Genomic DNA, 15,578 nt, shown 5'->3' on the forward strand with positions numbered 1-15,578 from the left:
TCAGGCCTTCAGGTGCAGGGCCATGGCCGGATCGCTCACGCCGGGCTTGCCGGTCTCGACGCGGCCCGCGAAGCGGCGCTCGGTGTGCCCGGCGCTGACGGTGAAGTCGTACCAGCAGCCGCTCTTGTCCAGGCTCCAATGCAGCATGCCGGTGGCACCCGGCGCGACCTCGAGCGTCCAGGGGCCGTCGTTGCGGTACGCGTTGGCCGTCACGGTGACCTTGCCGGCCGCCTTGCCGTTGTTGTGCACCTTCAGGTAGACCTGCCCGTCGACCGGCTCGTAGCAGACCTGCACCTCGGGCTTGAAGCCGGCGGTGTCGAAGGCCAGTGCGTCGCCCTGGAAGCTGCGCACGTAGCCGTTGGTGCTGTAGACCCACAGGTCGTACTTGCCGCTGTCGCTGGCGCCGGTGTTCCAGTAGTCGGCCAGCTGCTTGCCGGCCTCGACCGTGTAGCGGCGCGGGATGCGATCCAGGTGCAGCTTGTCGTAGACATGGAACACGGCGCCCTGTGTGCCGGAGTTCGCGAACACCAGCTGCACCAGACCGCGCGGCTCGACGCGCGCGCTGGCGTGCAGCTCGTAAGGCAGCGCGCGCGAGAAGCGCGTGCCGGTCTCCTGGTACAGCGGCTGCGGCGTGGCGGGGGCGTTTCTCACGGGGGCCGTGGGCAGCAGCCGCTGCGCCGCATTGATCGCGGGGAAGTTGCTCGTGTCGGGCAGCTTGGGAACGACCGGATCGTTCGGGCTCACGAAGTCGAAGCAGGTCGTGAGGTCGCCGCACACGGCGCGGTGCCACGGGCTGATCGCATCCACGGTGATGTCGAAGCGCTTCTCGAGGAAGCGGCCCACCGAGGTGTGGTCGAACACCTGCGAGTTGACCCAGCCGCCCTTGCTCCACGGCGAGACCACGTACATCGGCACGCGCGAGCTCAGGCCCCAGGGGCGGATCTTGCCGGTGGTGGTGTTGTCGGCGGCGGCCAGGTAGCTGCCCACCGAGGCGTCGAAGTACTCGCCCTCCAGCGGCACGGTCGACTTGCCCATGAGCGTGCCGTTGGCGTCGTACGAGGGCACGGCCGGCATGGCCAGGTGGTCGAAGAAGCCGTCGTTCTCGTCGAAGGTCACGAACAGCGCGGTCTTGCTCCACACGGCCGGGTTGGACGTGAGCGCGTCCAGCACGTCGGCGATGAAGTCGGCGGCGCCGGCCGTGCCTTCGCTGCTGCCGGGGTGCTCGGCCAGCGCCTGCGTGGGCAGCACCCACGAGACGTCCGGCAATTTGCCCGTCATCACGTCCTGCTTGAGCTGGGCCAGGAAGTTGGTGGCGCCGTCGGCCGTGTCGGGGCCGCCCGTGAGGCCGTGCTCATAGATCGGCGAGCCCGGCTGCGCGGTGCGGAAGCTCTCGAAGGCCAGGCAGCCGTGCATGGCGCCCGTCCAGTTGTTGTTCATGTTCTGGTAGATGTGCCAGCTGACGCCCTTCTTCTGCAGCACGTCGGGCAGCGTGTCCCACTTGAAGGCGTTGTTGACGTACTTGTAGTTGTAGTCGCCCGTGATCGGGTCTTTCTGGCCGGAGCCGTCGGCCTCCTGCGGGCGGTTCGCCACCCAGTTGGACGGCTTGGGCCAGCAGCGCGAGTTCACGGGTTCGGAGTCGGTGTCGGTGCTGTTGATGCCCTTCTTGCGCAGCTCCGGGTTGAAGTTGGAGCCCGACCAGAACACGATGCGGTTCGGGTCGGTGCCGGTGAGGATGGAGCAGTGGTAGCCATCGCACACCGTGAAGGCATCGGCCAGCGCGAACTGGAACGGGATGTCCTCGCGCAGGTAGTAGCCCATCGTGGCCTGGTTCTTGAACTGGATCCAGCGGTCCATCTTTCCCTGGTTCCATGCGGCTTGCTGGTCGGGAAAGTTGTGCGGCGTGCCCGAGCCGATCAGCGCATTGGCAATCGTCGAGTCGCGGCGGAACGGCGGAATCTCCGCGCCGCCCGCGGGGTTCGACTGGAAGTACACCGACTTGCCGTTGGCCAGCGGAATCGGAAAACGGTCGCCGAAACCGCGCACGCCGCGCAGCGTGCCGAAGTAGTGGTCGAAGCTGCGGTTCTCCTGCATCAGGATCACGACGTGCTTGATGTCCTTGATGGTGCCGGTGTCGACCGCGGCCTCGACGGCGAGCGCCTTGCGGATCGTGGGCGGCAGCAGGGTGAGGGCCGAGGCCGCACCGACGGCGCCGGCCGACTTGCGGAAGAAATCGCGACGGTTGGAGGGGTTCATGGGGAGTCTTTCAACGCGAGGACAAAAAGAGAAGAAATGGAAAGCGTGGGAATAAAGGCGGCGCGCGGCTCAGGGCGCGCACTTCAGCGCCGGCGTCGGGGCGGGTGGCTCCGGCGTGGTGGTCGGGGGCGTGGGGCCGGTGGGCGGCAGCACCGGCAGGCCGCCGCCACCGCCCCCTCCGCCGCCGCACGCGGCAAGGCTCAGGCACAGGAGAAAGCCCGCCGCAGCGAGGCCATACCGGGAAGAACGTGAGGTCATGAAGGTGTCCTTTTCTGGATCGAAGGGGCGTGGGAAGAAAAGCCGGGCGAAGCCGGGCCGTGCAGGCCTCGAAGGGCTTGCACCGGAACGGGAAGAAACGGGAGAACTCGGGTGCCCGAAGTGGGCGGATGGGAGGGTGTCAGCGCTCAGGCATAGCGGCTGCGCAGCCGGGCTGCGACCCTGTCGAGCACGAGCACCGTGAGGAAGATCGCGATCAGGATCGTTCCGACGTGCGCGTAGTTGTACATGTCGTAGCGGCCCTTCAGCTCCTGGCCGATGCCGCCCGCGCCCACCAGCCCGACCACGGTGGCCATGCGCACGTTGCGGTCGAGGATGTACAGCGTGTAGGCGATGAACTGCGGCATCACCTGCGGCAGCACCGCGAAGCGCATCACCTTCAACTTGCTGGCGCCGATGGCCCGCAGCGCCTCCTGCGGCTTGTCGTCGGCGGTCTCGATGTCTTCGGCGTAGAACTTGCCGAGGAAGCCCGCCGAATGCAGTGCCAGTGCGAGCACACCGGCGATGGGACCGAAGCCGTAGGCCAGCACCAGGAACAGCGCGCTCACCAGCTCGGGCACCGCGCGGAACATGCCGACCACGCCGCGCGCCAGCGTGTAGACGGCGCGGTTCGGCGTGTAGTTCTTCGCGCTGCACCAGGCCAGCGGCGCGCTCAGCACGATGGCCAGCAGCGTCGCCCAGATGGCGATCTCGAAGGTCTCGAGCATCTTCACCGCCACGTGCCAGAGGTAGCCGAAGGGCTCGACCAGCACCTCGCGCCGGTCGACCACCTCTTCCATCTGCAGCGTCTGCGGGTTGAGCTTGGGCTGGCGCGATTCCTCCATCTCGACGTGCGAGAACCACGGCAGCCGCTCGCGGTCGAAGCCTTCGATGCGCGACACCTCGGTGCGCTCCGACACCTGTGGCGGAAAGAGCGACCTGGCGATGGTGCCCAGGCCCGACAGCACCTGCGACTGCTCGCGCAGGCCGACGGCCGCGAGCACGCCCTCGCCCGTGAGCGACAGCATGCGGCCCATCTCCACGCGCTGGCCGGCGAAGAAGCCGACCACCACCACGAGCAGCAGCACGGCGAGGCTGCGGGCGCCGAAGGGGCGCGGCAGGTCCCAGGCGGATGCGGGGCGGCTCATGGCACCAGCTCCAGCGCACCGGCATGCAGCGGCAGCGGCGCTTCGGGCGCGGGCCGTGCGGGCGCCGGCGTGCGGCCGTAGACCGCGTCGAACACCTTCGGGTCGAAGGCCGCGGGCGCGCCGTCGAACACCACCGCGCCGTGGCGCAGCGCCACGATGCGGTCGGCGAACTCGCAGGCCAGCTCGATCTGGTGCAGGCTGCACAGCACCGTGGTGCCGCGCTCGCGGGCCTGCGTGCGCAGCAGCGACAGCACGTCGTGGCTGGTCTGGGGGTCGAGGCTGGCCACCGGCTCGTCGGCCAGCACCAGCGGCGGCTCCAGCATGAAGGCGCGCGCAATGCCCACGCGCTGCTGCTGGCCGCCCGAGAGCTCGCTCACGCGGCGCAGCGGGTGCTGCTCCTGCAGGCCGACCGATTCGATCAGCGCACAGGCCTTGGCGCGCTGCGCATCGGTGAACAGGCCGAGCAGCGCGCGCCACGTCGGCACCGCGGGCAGCGCACCGGCCAGCACGTTGTCGGCCACCGTGGAACGCAGCACCAGGTTGAACTGCTGGTGGATCATGCCGATGCGCGGGCGGATGCGGGCCAGCGAGTGGGCAGCGATCTGCACGCCCTCGACCTGCACCGTGCCCCGCGTGGGTTTGACCAGCCCGTTGGCCATGCGCAGCAGCGTCGACTTGCCCGCGCCCGAGGCGCCCAGCACCACGCAGAACTGCCCCGCCGGCACCTGCAGCGACACGCCGTCGAGCGCGCGCGTGCCGTCGGCGTAGTGCATGGCGACCGATTCGAAATTCAGCATGGCGACGCTCAACGCTCGGCGGACTTGGCGAGGATGCGGCCCTTGAGCTCGTCGGTCAGCAGGCCGAGCTTTTCGGCGGCGACGTTGAACTCGGCTTCGGAGAACTTGGTGTCGTAGCCGTCGATCTTGCCGCCGCCGTAGCCGCGGATCATGTCGGGCGTGACGCCGGGGGCCTTGTTCACGGTCTGGAAAGCGTCTTTCAGCTTCGCCTTCAGTGGCTCGGGCAGCTTCGAGTTGAGCGCCAGCGGCGGGTATGGAATGGCCATGCTGCGCGCCACCACCTTCACCGTCTTCGGGTCGACCACGCCCTGCTTCACCGCCTTCTCGTAGGAGTCGAACGAGAGCGAGGCCACGTCGACCTGGTCCTGCACCAGCGCGGCCAGGCTGCTGGCGTGGCTGCCGGTCATGCGGATGGCGCCGAGATCCTTGGCCGGGTCCATGCCGGCGTCCAGCAGCATCGCGACCTGGAAGGTGAAGCTCGAGGCCGAGTTGACGTCGCCGAAGGCCACGCGCTTGCCCTTGAGGTCCTTGACCGACGCGATGGGCGCGTTGGCCTTGGCGAACATGCCCGCGTAGTAGACCGAAGCGCCCTTCTCCACGCCCACGGCCAGCAGCTGCGCACAGCCGCGCTTGTTCGCCTGCACGTACGACACCGGGCCGAAGAAGGCGATGTCGGCGAGCTGGTTGCACATGCCCTCGACCACCGCGCCGTACGACTGGCCGACCTTGAGGTCGAAGTTCAGGCCGGTGCTGCGCGTGATGGCGTTGAACACCGGCGCGTAGTCGGCCTTGGTGCCCGACTCGGTGCCGCCGTCGGCCGGGATCAGCAGCACGCGCAGTGGCCGCTCGCGCGAGCCGTCGGCCACCGATTGGGCTTGCGCGGCCAGCGGCAGCGCGGCAGTCAGCGAGAGGGCGGCGGCCGCAAGGGCCAGGAGCTTTTTCATGGTCGGTTCCTTCGTTTGGAAAGCGGTGGGCGTGCGGTTGCAACGCCCCGATGACGAGAACTTTAGGAGCCGCAGATGACAGGGAAATGAAATAAGCTCATTTCAAAATTCAAATATCACTGAGCAATATTCAATAGAATCCGCCGCCACGGCCGAGCCTCTCAAGACGGCCCCACTCCCGGAGATCCATGAGCACGCATCACACGACAACAGGGACCACGAACGCAGGCGCCGTCCATGCGCTGGCGCAGGCCCGCCACCTGCTGGTCGACCTCGACGGCACGCTGGTGCGCCAGCAGGAAGCCATCGACGGCGCAGCCCGCTTGCTGGCGCATTTCCACGACCGCTACGCCATCGTGTCCAACAACTCCACACACACGGCGCAGGGCCTGTCGGTGCGGCTGCGCAAGCTGGGCCTGCGCGTGCCGCCCGAGCGCATCGTGCTAGCCGGCGAACTCGCGGTGCGCCAGCTGGTACTGCAGCATCCGCAGGCGCGCGTGCTGCTGGCCGCCAGCCCTGCCCTGCAGCGCTACGCGCGCGCGCAGGGCTGCCAGCTGGTGTCCGCGGAAGCCGAGGCCGACGTCGTGCTGCTCGCGCTCGACATGCACTTCAGCCACACGCGCCTGTCGGTCATCGCGAACGCACTGCGGCGCGGCGCCAGGCTGATGGTGACCAATGCCGACGCCACGCACCCGGGCCCGCAAGGCCGCGTGGTGCCCGAGACCGGCGCGCTGCTCGCGGCCGTGGTCGCGGCCAGCGGCGTGCAGCCGTGGTGCGTGGTCGGCAAGCCCGCGCCGCTGCTGTTCGAAGAAGGCCTGCGCCGCCTCGGCGCGAGCGCCGGGCGCACGGTGGTGGTCGGCGACAACCCGCTGACCGACGGCGAAGGCGCTGCGCGGCTCGGCCTGGCCTGCGTGCTGGTGGGTGAATCGCCGGGGGCGGTGGCGCCCACGGTGGCCGGGCTGCTCGTGCCGCCCGTCTCAGAAGCAGTGGAACCCGCGCCTCAGTACCGCTTGAGCGAGAGCACGTCGAAGGTCTGGCGCAGCGTGCGCACCGAGGTGTCGTAGTCCGACAGCGCCAGGCAGGCGATCAGCACGTCGATGATCGCCAGCTGCGCTAGCCGGCTCGTCATCGCCTCGGTGCGGAAGTTGGTTTCGCGCGCCATGGTGAACAGCAGCACGTCGGCAAAGGCCTGGATCGGCGACTTGCCGAAGTTGGTGATGCACACCGTGGCGGCGCCGGCCTCCTTCGCAAGGCGCGTGGCCGTCACCGTCTCGTGCGTGCTGCCCGAATGCGAAATCGTCAGCACCGCCGTCTTCGCATTCGTGAGCGAGGCGCTGATGGCCTGCACGTGCGAATCGACCACCACCTTGGCATTGAGGCCGATGCGCAGCATGCGGTAGTGCGCGTCCTCGGCGATGGTGGCCGAACTGCCGATGCCGTAGATCTCGATGCGCTCGGCCTTGCGAAACAGCTGCACCGCACGCTCCATCGCCTTCGCGTCGAGCATCGACTGCGTGTCGTGCAGCGTCTGCACGTTGCTCTGGAAGATCTTGCGGATGACCGCGTCGGCCTTGTCCTGCGGATCGAGGTCTTCGTGGATGAACTGCACCGGCCGCACGATCTCCTGCGCCAGCGCAATCTTGATCTGCTGGAAGCCCGTGGCGCCCAGGTTCTTGCACAGGCCGACGATGCTGCCCTCGCTCGACCCCGTGCGCTCGGCCACCTCGCTCACCGACATGTGGACCACTTCGCGCGGGTTCTTCACGATGAAATCGGCGATGCGCTGGCCCACGGGGCCGAGCGAGGACCAGAGGGTTTCGATGCGCGCCAGCACGGCCGACACCGGGACGTCGGATGCCTCGGCGGCGGGCGCCGCGGCAGCCTTGCCGCCGGTGGACTTGGACGTGCGGGGAGTGCTGTTGCGCTTCATGGGCCGCGAGCTTACCCGCCCTCGATGGCGGTTTCACGCACGCGGCTGGCCAGGCATGCTGGGTCTTCTATATTCGGCCGCTCCTCATTCGGAATTGGCTGCCTTGTGGTGACACCCGCCCCCTCATCTCTCATGACCACCGCCCTCCCCATCGACCGCCGGCTGCAACTAATCTCCGACACCCAGGTCGAGATCTACTGGTTCGCATCGAACGGATTCCTTCGCGCGGTGCTGGGCACGCACGATGGCCCGCAGTGCGCGCCGTCGTTTCGCTACCGGGTACTGTCTGGCGACAGCATCGAACTGATCGGCGCCGACGGCATCATCGACACGTGGACCCGCATCCGCATCGAAGGTGACCTGCTCCATGCCGAATCCGGCGGCAAGCCCAAGGCTTTCCGCATCGCACCCGAAACCGCCGAAGAGAGTTCCAAACAATGAAAGTCAAACGACTGGTCGCCAACTTCGCGACGCAGGATGTGGCGCGCGCACAGGTCTTCTACGCCGACGTGCTCGGCCTCGATCTGCTGATGGACCACGGCTGGATACGCACCTACGGTTCACAGGCCGAGATGAGCGTGCAGGTCAGCTTTGCGTCTGAAGGCGGTTCGGGCACGCCGGTGCCCGACCTTTCCATCGAAGTCGACGATGTCGACACCGCGCTTGCGCGCATGCAGGCTGCCGGCTTTGCCATCGAATACGGCCCGGTCGACGAACCCTGGGGTGTGCGCCGTTTCTATGTCCGCGATCCGTTCGGGAAGCTTGTCAACGTCCTTGCACACGCAGCCTGACGCGCGACGCCCCAACGAAAAAACGGGCCGCGAGGGCCCGTTCGTTCTTCAGGCAGCCGATGCAGGCATCGGCTTGCCACAGTGGCTTGGCTTACAGGCCAGCCTGGCGCGTGAACGACACGCTGGGCTTCTTGTAAGCGGCCGGCACTTCGTCGCGGTAGAACGCGCGGCGGTCGAGGCTGGCGAGCGGGTCGTGGGCCTTGGCGACGGCTTCAGCGCGGATCGTCGAGCGGTCGGCGGTCGAGGTGAAGGTCTGTGCGCCGGCGGTGGCGCCGTCGCTGTACTCGTTGCCGGCACGAGCGGCGGCCACGGCTTGCGACGCGACGTCCGAACGTGAGAGGGTCGAGTGCACGGTGTGCACGCCGTCGTAGGTTTCGGCGTGGGCACCGGCAACAGCCAGGAGCGAGAGCGCAACGGCAGCGAGGGTCTTCGAGGCATTCATTTCAATCTCCTTCAGGTGGTGTGTTGATGGGATGAAGTTTGAACCTGAAGCGCCCCAAAAAACCGCAGCAAAAGGAATCGCGGCGTTCACGGGATTGAAACAATCGCGCGCCGCCCGCGCATGCGATGCGGCGGCCGGAACCCTCTCCTCCAGAGGGAACGCACGAGAAAGTTCTCGCTGCCGGCATTCCTTGCATGCGCTGTACGCATGCAAGGAATGCACACCGGACCCTCAGTGCGAGATCATCCAGGGCCGCCGCGACGGGGCCGATTTCGCACCGTTCGGCGCGGTCTGCGTGGCACTGCGCCGCGACGATCCCGAGCAGCAGCCGCAGCCCGAGGGATGCCGCAGCCGCGCGTAATCGCGTGAGCTCGAGGGCTCGTGGCGCGCGCGTTCGTTGGTGGCCATCGCGTGGCGCGTGTCGGCGGCCATCAGCGCCAGGCGCGGCGCGGCCGTGAACACGCGCGGCGAGGCGCTGCCGCAATCGGGGCAGGCGGCGGGCTCGTCGCGCTGGCCCGAAGGCCGCAGCGATTCGAAGCCGCCGCATTGCGCGCAGGCGTAGTCGTAGGTCGGCATGGCTTCAGCGCAGGTCGTGCGACAGCGGCATGTCGATGCTGCCGTCGATGAACTTCACAGGCCCCGAGGCGTTCGGGTTGATGTCGAAGTCGAAGATGCCCGTGGGCAGCCACAGCGTGGCGCATGAGTTGGGCACATCGACCACGCCGCTGATGTGGCCCTGCACCGGCGCCGTGCCCAGAATCGAATAGGCCTGCGCGCCCGAGTAGCCGAACTTCTTCAGGTACTCGATGGCGTTCAGGCAGGCCTGGCGGTAGGCCACGTTCACGTCCAGGTAGTGCTGCTTGCCGCTCTCGTCGACCGAGATGCCTTCGAAGATCAGGTAGTCGTTGTACTGCGGCGTGATCGGGCTGGGCTTGAAGATCGGGTTCTTGATGCCGTACTTGGCCATGCCGCCCTTGATGAGCGTGACCTTCATGTGCACCCAGCCGGCCATCTCGATGGCGCCGCAGAAGGTGATCTCGCCGTCGCCCTGGCTGAAGTGCAGGTCGCCCACGCTCAGGCCCGCGCCGTCGACGTACACGGGGAAGAACACCTTCGAGCCGCGCGACAGATCCTTGATGTCGCAATTGCCGCCATGCTCGCGCGGCGGCACGGTGCGCGCGCCCTCGGCGGCGGCCTTCGCCCTCGCCTCGCCGGTCATCTTGCCCATGTGGGCGGTGCCGGCGAACGGCGGGTTGGCAAGGCCGGGCACGCGGTCCGGGTCGGTGGCAATGAGTGCCTTCTCGCGCTCGTTCCACATGTCGAGCATGGGCTTGTCGGGCAGGCAGCCGATGAGGCCTGGGTGGATCAGCCCCGCGAAGTTCACGCCCGGGATGTGGCGCGAGCTGGTGAACATGCCCTTGAAGTCCCAGATCGATTTCTGCGCCTCGGGGAAATGGTCGGTCAAAAAGCCGCCGCCGTTCTTCTTCGAGAAGAAGCCGTTGAAGCCCCAGAGGCTGTCCTGCTTGGCGCCGATGTCCAGCAGGTCGACCACCAGCAGGTCGCCGGGCTCGGCGCCCTTCACGCCCACCGGGCCCGAGAGGTAGTGCACCGTGCTCAGGTCGATGTCGCGCACGTCGTCGGCGCTGTCGTTGTTCTTGATGAAGCCGCCGGTCCAGTCGAAGGTCTCGAGGATGAAGTCATCGCCCGGGTTGACCCAGCAGGCCATCGGAATGTCCGGGTGCCAGCGGTTGTGGATGTTCTCGTTCTCGGTGGGCGGCTTGGTCAGGTCGACCTTGATCAGCGTGTCCGTCATGTGCAGTGGCTCCTGGGGTTGTGGTTAGACAGAGAGATAAGCTTTGATGTGATCCACATCGGTCTTGTCGCGCGCGGTCTCGTGCACGAGCCGGCCGCCTTCGATGACGAACAGCCGGTCGGCCACGTCCATCGCGAAACTCAGCACCTGCTCGGACACGACGATGGTGATGCCGCGCAGCTTGCGGATCTCGTTGAGCGCCTTGGCGATGTCCTTGATGATCGAAGGCTGGATGCCCTCGGTGGGCTCGTCGAGCAGCAGCACCTTGGGGTCGGTGACGAGCGCGCGCGCAATCGCCAGCTGCTGCTGCTGGCCGCCCGAGAGGTTGCCGCCCTTGCGGCTCTTCATGTCCCACAGCACGGGGAAGAGCGCGTAGATTTCCTCGGGGATGCGGCGGGTCTTCGAGTTCTCCAGGCCGGTCTGGATGTTCTCTTCCACCGTCAGCGTCGGGAAGATCATCCGGCCCTGCGGCACATACGCAATGCCCTTGGCCACGCGGCGAAAGCTCTCGTCGCGCGACACGTCCTGCCCCGCCACTTCGATGCGTCCGCTCTTGATCGGCAGCACGCCCATGAGGCTCTTGAACAGCGTGGTCTTGCCCATGCCGTTGCGGCCCATGATGGCGATGGTTTCGTTGGCATGGCCCACGAACGAGATGCCGTGCAGCGCCTCGCTCTGGCCGTAGGCGGTGTGCAGGTCGTCGACCTTCAGCATGATGGTGCTCATGGTTCAGTGGCCCAGGTAGACGTCGATGACTTTCGGGTCGGCCTGCACCTTCTCCATCGGCCCTTCGGCGAGGATCTTTCCCTGGTGCATCACGGTGACCTTGTGCGCGATCTGCTTGACGAAGGCCATGTCGTGCTCGATGACGATCACGGCGCGGTTGCGGCAGATGCGCTGCAGCAGGTCGGCCGTGAGTTCGCGTTCGCGCGCGCTCATGCCTGCAATGGGCTCGTCGAGCATCAGCAGTTCGGGCTCCTGCATCAGCAGCATGCCGATCTCCAGCCACTGCTTCTGGCCGTGGCTCAGGAGGCCGGCTTCTGTGCCGAGCTTGTCGGCCAGGCCGATCTCCGTGGCGATGGCCTGCACCTTGCCCTTGACCTCGTCGTCGCACTGGAAGGCCAGCGCGCCGAACACCGAGCGCCCCTTCGGAAACGACACCTCCAGGTTCTGGAACACGCTCAGGTTCTCGTAGATCGACGGCGTCTGGAACTTGCGCCCGATGCCCAGCCGCACGCGCTTGTGCTCGGCCATCTTGGTGAGCTCGGTGTTCTTGAACTTGATGCTGCCGGCGCTGGCGCGCGTCTTGCCGCAGATCAAATCGAGCAGCGTGGTCTTGCCGGCGCCGTTGGGGCCGATGATCACGCGCAGCTCGTTCCTGTCGATGTACAGCGTCAGGTCGTCGATGGCCTTGAAGCCGTCGAAGGAGACGCTGAGGTCTTCCACGGCGAGTGCGAAGTCGGTGTTGCTCATGGGGTGGGGCTCCGGTGTCGGTCAGGCGCGCTGGCGGCCGATGCCTTCGGGCAGCACGGGCTCGGCCTGCGGCGCGGCGACGGGTGAAGGGGCCGACACGGCGGCGGGCGGCGGCTTCACCGCGGCGTCGCGCAGGGCCTGGCGACGCGAGGCCCACCACGGCTTGATCGTGTCTTCCCACAGGCCCGCCAGGCCCATCGGGAAAGCCATGGTCACGCCGATGAAGAGCGCGGCCATCAGGAACAGCCACAGGTCGGGAAAGCTCTCGGAGAACAGCGTCTTGCCCGCATTCACCAGCAGCGCGCCGTACACCGCGCCCACCAGGCTCATGCGGCCGCCGACGGCGCAGAAGATCACCATCTCGATCGAGGGCACGATGCCCACGAAGCTCGGCGACATGAAGCCGACCTGCAGCGCGAACATCGCGCCACCGATGCCCGAGAGCCCGGCCGCGAGGCAGAAGGTGAAGACCTTGAAGTTCGACACGTCGTAGCCCGAGAAGCGCACGCGGTCTTCCTTGTCGCGCATGGCGAGCAGCAGCGTGCCGAGCTTGCTGGTCTGCACCCAGCGGCACAGCAGGATGCTCGCCACCAGCAGGCCCACGCAGACGTAGTAGAGGATGTACTTGGCGCTGTCGGTGCGCGTGTCCCAGCCCAGCAGCGTCTTCAGGTCGGTCATGCCGTTCACGCCGCCCGTGTAGCCCTGCTGGCCGATGATGAGCACGGTGCAGATCAGCGCCACCGCCTGCGTGATGATCGCGAAGTACACGCCGCCCACACGGCGCTTGAACATCGCGAAGCTGATGAGCCAGGCCAGTGCCATCGGCGCCAGAACCACCAGCGCCAGGCTCAGCGGCAGGCTCTTGAACGGGAGCCACAGCGCGGGCAGCTCGGTGATCTGGTTCCAGTCCATGAAGTCCGGAATGCCGGGCGTCGACTGGATCTTGGTGGTGATGGGGTCCGACGCTTCGAGCTTCAGGAACATCGCCATCGCATAGCCGCCGATGCCGAAGAACACGCCCTGCCCCAGGCTCAGCACGCCGCCGTAGCCCCACACCATGACGAGGCCCACGGCCACGAAGGCATAGGTGAGGTACTTGCCCACGAGGTTGAGGCGGAAGATGTCGAGTGACAGCGGCAGCACCACCGCGAGCAGCAGCACCAGCAGCAGGAGGCTGCCGAGCTGGTAGCGCCGGATCGAGGCCTTGAGGAAATTCATCGGGAGGTTCTCCGGGAAGGATTCGGGTTCAGCGGCGGACCTTGACTGCGAAAAGTCCTTGCGGTCGCATCATGAGAATCAGCACGATCAAAGACAGCGTCAGCACCTTGGCCATCGAGCCGGTCATGAAGAACTCCGAGATCGACTGGGTCTGCGCAATGCCGAAGGCCGAAACCACGGTGCCCAGCAGGCTGGCCGCGCCGCCGAAGGTGACGACCAGGAACGCATCGACGATGTACAGCGAGCCCGAGGTCGGCCCGGTCGAGCCGATGGTGGTGAAGGCCGCGCCCGCCACGCCGGCAATGCCGCAACCGATGGCGAAGGTGAGGCGGTCGGTCTTCTTGGTGTCGATGCCGGTGGCATTGGCCATCGTGCGGTTGGCCACGGTGGCGCGCACCCGCAGGCCCCAGCGGCTCTTGTGCAAGGCGATGAGCACGCCGCCCGTGACCAGCGCGGTGAGCGCCAGCACGAAGAGGCCGTTGATCGGGATGTCCAGGCCTTCATGCGGCGTCCACGAGCCCATGAGCCACTCGGGCAGCGTGGGGCTCACTTCCTTCGGGCCGATGAAGGTGCGAAAGATCTGCTGCAGGCCCAGGCTCACGCCCCAGGTGGCGAGCAGCGTGTCGAGCGGCCGCTTGTACAGGTGGCGGATCAGCGCCCACTCCACGAGCCAGCCCGCGATGAAGGCGAACACGAAAGCCAGCCCGATCGCGATCGGAAAGTAGTACGGCATGAGCGAGGGCGCCATGCGTTCGGTCACCTGCGCGGCCAGGAAGATCGAGTAGGCGCCGATGGTCATGAACTCGCCATGCGCCATGTTGATCACGCCCATCTGCCCGAAGATGATCGCGAGCCCGAGGCCCATGAGCAGCAGCACCGCGAAGAGGCTCAGCCCCGCGAAGCCCTGCATCAGGCCGATGTTCATCATGTCCGAGAGGCTCATTGCGCAATATCCGGTAAGGGTCAGGGAACAAGTCGTGAGACACCGCGGAACCGGCTTTGCCGGGCCGCAGGTGTCGCCCCCTTGAGGGGGAGGCGGCTACACGAAGTGAGCCGCTTCGGGGGAGTTACTGATACCCCTTGGGGAACGGATCGGGCTTGATGAGCTCGCCCGATTCCGCAACGACCTTGAAGCTGCCGTCGAGCTGCCCCTGCCCAATGCGCGCCTTGCTCCACAGATGGTGGTTGGCGTCCAGCTTCACGTAGCCTTCCGGCGCCGTCTTCAGCTCGATGCCCGGCGACGCCGCCACCACCTTGTCGATGTCGAAGCTGCCCGCCTTCTCCACCGCAGCCTTCCACAGCCACGGACCGAGGTAGCCCGCCTGCGTCACATCGCCGATCACCGCGTCCTTGCCGTACTTGGCCTTGAAGGCGGCCACGAACTTCTTGTTGTTCTCGTTGTCCAGCGTCTGGAAGTACTTCATCGACGAGTAGAAGCCCGCGAAGTTCTCGCCGCCCACGCCGGTCATTTCGTCCTCGGTCACGGCCAGCGTCAGCAGGAACTGCTTGTCGCCCGTGATGCCCGCGGCCTTGAGCTGCTTGTAGAAGGCCACGTTCGATCCGCCCACCACCGCCGCGAAGATGCAGTCGGGCTTGGCGACCTTGATCTTGTTGATCAGCGAGTTGAAGTTGGTGTGGCCCAGCGGGTAGTACTCCTCGCCCTTGACCGAACCCTTCTGGAAGTTCTCGATGTGCTTGCGCGCGATCTTCATCGAGGTGCGCGGCCAGATGTAGTCGGAGCCCACCAGGAAGAAGGTCTTGGCCTTCTTCTCCTTCGCGCCCCAGTCGAGGCCCCAGATGATCTGCTGCGTGGCCTCCTGGCCCGTGTAGATCACGTTCTTGCTCTGCTCCAGGCCTTCGTAGAAGGTCGGGTAGTACAGGAGGCCGTTCTCTTTTTCGAACACCGGCAGCACGGCCTTGCGCGAGGCGCTGGTCCAGCAGCCGAACACGGCCGCGACCTTGTCGTTGACCAGCAGCTTCTTCGACTTCTCGGCGAAGGTCGGCCAGTCGGAGGCGCCGTCTTCCTTGATGACCTTGATCTTGCGACCCAGGATGCCGCCCATGGCGTTGATCTGGTCGATGGCCAGTTGCTCGGCCTGGATGGAACCCGTCTCCGAGATGGCCATCGTGCCGGTGGACGAATGCAGCTGGCCCACCGTGACTTCGGTGTCGGTCACCGCGAGCTTGGTGGTGTTGACCTTGGCCGTGGGGAACTGACCCTGGCCGAAGCTCAGGCCGCTCAGGCCCATCACGGGCAGCGCGGCGGCGCCCTGCAGCAGGCGGCGGCGGCGCAGTGCCATGGCATCGAGGGAAGAAGGATCGGAATCACGCGACATCAGGAACTCCAGGCAGGTTGAAAGAAGAGTGAGCCGCGCACCATCGCAGTGCATCGGACGGTGCTGCGAGCACCATGGCTGGTACTTTAGAAATCACTTGCCTCTGCGCGAATACGTCATTCAACGTAGCGATGCGCCCCTGCCCGGGCCGCAGACTCGCGAGCAGACAAGGCACGAG

Annotated in this window: 17 protein-coding genes; 3 read left to right on the forward strand and 14 right to left on the reverse strand. The window is 66.7% G+C overall.

The window, feature by feature from the left end:
* The 5 genes from AC57B8_RS27545 to AC57B8_RS27565 form a co-directional block, all read right to left on the reverse strand.
* Entirely contained in the window at window positions 1–2,253 is a 2,253-nt protein-coding gene (locus AC57B8_RS27545; protein ID WP_496481336.1) for a phosphocholine-specific phospholipase C, read from the reverse strand.
* 69 nt (window positions 2,254–2,322) lie between these two features.
* On the reverse strand, window positions 2,323–2,511 hold the full coding sequence (locus tag AC57B8_RS27550; protein ID WP_083259093.1) for a hypothetical protein: 189 nt from the start codon (window positions 2,509–2,511) through the stop codon (window positions 2,323–2,325).
* 146 nt (window positions 2,512–2,657) lie between these two features.
* Window positions 2,658–3,656, reverse strand: a complete 999-nt coding sequence (phnE, locus tag AC57B8_RS27555; protein WP_139706725.1) for a phosphonate ABC transporter, permease protein PhnE — start codon at window positions 3,654–3,656, stop codon at window positions 2,658–2,660.
* The gene (gene phnC / locus AC57B8_RS27560) at window positions 3,653–4,453 is read right to left on the reverse strand and encodes a phosphonate ABC transporter ATP-binding protein (RefSeq protein WP_496481337.1); all 801 of its coding nucleotides are present in this window, start codon (window positions 4,451–4,453) and stop codon (window positions 3,653–3,655) included. The genes phnE and phnC overlap by 4 nt, the downstream gene beginning before the upstream one ends.
* Window positions 4,454–4,461: 8 nt before the next feature.
* A complete protein-coding gene (locus tag AC57B8_RS27565) occupies window positions 4,462–5,397 on the reverse strand; it encodes a phosphate/phosphite/phosphonate ABC transporter substrate-binding protein (protein ID WP_095947575.1) in 936 nt (311 codons plus the stop codon).
* A gap of 188 nt (window positions 5,398–5,585) precedes the next feature.
* Between AC57B8_RS27565 and AC57B8_RS27570 the strand changes: the two genes are divergently transcribed.
* Window positions 5,586–6,461, forward strand: coding sequence for an HAD-IIA family hydrolase (locus AC57B8_RS27570; RefSeq protein WP_496481338.1), 876 nt, complete (start codon window positions 5,586–5,588; stop codon window positions 6,459–6,461).
* On the opposite strand, the gene AC57B8_RS27575 is transcribed toward AC57B8_RS27570, so the two are convergent.
* The gene (locus tag AC57B8_RS27575; RefSeq protein ID WP_223301301.1) at window positions 6,398–7,327 is read right to left on the reverse strand and encodes a MurR/RpiR family transcriptional regulator; all 930 of its coding nucleotides are present in this window, start codon (window positions 7,325–7,327) and stop codon (window positions 6,398–6,400) included. The two genes, AC57B8_RS27570 and AC57B8_RS27575, sit on opposite strands and share 64 nt — an antisense overlap.
* A 132-nt stretch (window positions 7,328–7,459) precedes the next feature.
* On the opposite strand from AC57B8_RS27575, the gene AC57B8_RS27580 reads away from it, so the two are divergent.
* The gene (locus AC57B8_RS27580; protein ID WP_495304689.1) at window positions 7,460–7,768 is read left to right on the forward strand and encodes a hypothetical protein; all 309 of its coding nucleotides are present in this window, start codon (window positions 7,460–7,462) and stop codon (window positions 7,766–7,768) included.
* On the forward strand, window positions 7,765–8,118 hold the full coding sequence (locus tag AC57B8_RS27585) for a VOC family protein (protein ID WP_095947572.1): 354 nt from the start codon (window positions 7,765–7,767) through the stop codon (window positions 8,116–8,118). Before AC57B8_RS27580 ends, AC57B8_RS27585 begins: the two co-directional genes overlap by 4 nt.
* 91 nt (window positions 8,119–8,209) lie before the next feature.
* On the opposite strand, the gene AC57B8_RS27590 is transcribed toward AC57B8_RS27585, so the two are convergent.
* From AC57B8_RS27590 to urtA, 8 genes are all read right to left on the reverse strand, one after another.
* On the reverse strand, window positions 8,210–8,560 hold the full coding sequence (locus AC57B8_RS27590; protein WP_492678531.1) for an alpha/beta hydrolase: 351 nt from the start codon (window positions 8,558–8,560) through the stop codon (window positions 8,210–8,212).
* A 231-nt stretch (window positions 8,561–8,791) separates the two neighbouring features.
* Window positions 8,792–9,136, reverse strand: coding sequence for a zinc ribbon domain-containing protein (locus tag AC57B8_RS27595; RefSeq protein ID WP_496481339.1), 345 nt, complete (start codon window positions 9,134–9,136; stop codon window positions 8,792–8,794).
* Between the two features lie 4 nt (window positions 9,137–9,140).
* Window positions 9,141–10,373, reverse strand: coding sequence for a formamidase (fmdA, locus tag AC57B8_RS27600; RefSeq protein ID WP_095947569.1), 1,233 nt, complete (start codon window positions 10,371–10,373; stop codon window positions 9,141–9,143).
* 24 nt (window positions 10,374–10,397) lie between these two features.
* Window positions 10,398–11,087 (reverse strand): urea ABC transporter ATP-binding subunit UrtE, encoded by a 690-nt coding sequence (urtE, locus tag AC57B8_RS27605; RefSeq protein WP_070060401.1) that lies wholly within the window; start codon window positions 11,085–11,087, stop codon window positions 10,398–10,400.
* Window positions 11,088–11,102: 15 nt separating this feature from the next.
* Window positions 11,103–11,846 (reverse strand): urea ABC transporter ATP-binding protein UrtD, encoded by a 744-nt coding sequence (urtD, locus tag AC57B8_RS27610; RefSeq protein WP_095744996.1) that lies wholly within the window; start codon window positions 11,844–11,846, stop codon window positions 11,103–11,105.
* A 21-nt stretch (window positions 11,847–11,867) separates the two neighbouring features.
* Window positions 11,868–13,064, reverse strand: a complete 1,197-nt coding sequence (gene urtC, locus AC57B8_RS27615) for an urea ABC transporter permease subunit UrtC (protein WP_496481340.1) — start codon at window positions 13,062–13,064, stop codon at window positions 11,868–11,870.
* Between the two features lie 28 nt (window positions 13,065–13,092).
* Window positions 13,093–14,007, reverse strand: a complete 915-nt coding sequence (urtB, locus tag AC57B8_RS27620) for an urea ABC transporter permease subunit UrtB (RefSeq protein WP_139701702.1) — start codon at window positions 14,005–14,007, stop codon at window positions 13,093–13,095.
* 124 nt (window positions 14,008–14,131) lie between these two features.
* Entirely contained in the window at window positions 14,132–15,400 is a 1,269-nt protein-coding gene (urtA, locus tag AC57B8_RS27625; RefSeq protein ID WP_062478305.1) for an urea ABC transporter substrate-binding protein, read from the reverse strand.
* Window positions 15,401–15,578 lie beyond the last annotated feature (178 nt).

The sequence above is a fragment of the Variovorax sp. BGA-UO-ETr-C22 genome, from assembly GCF_059567965.1.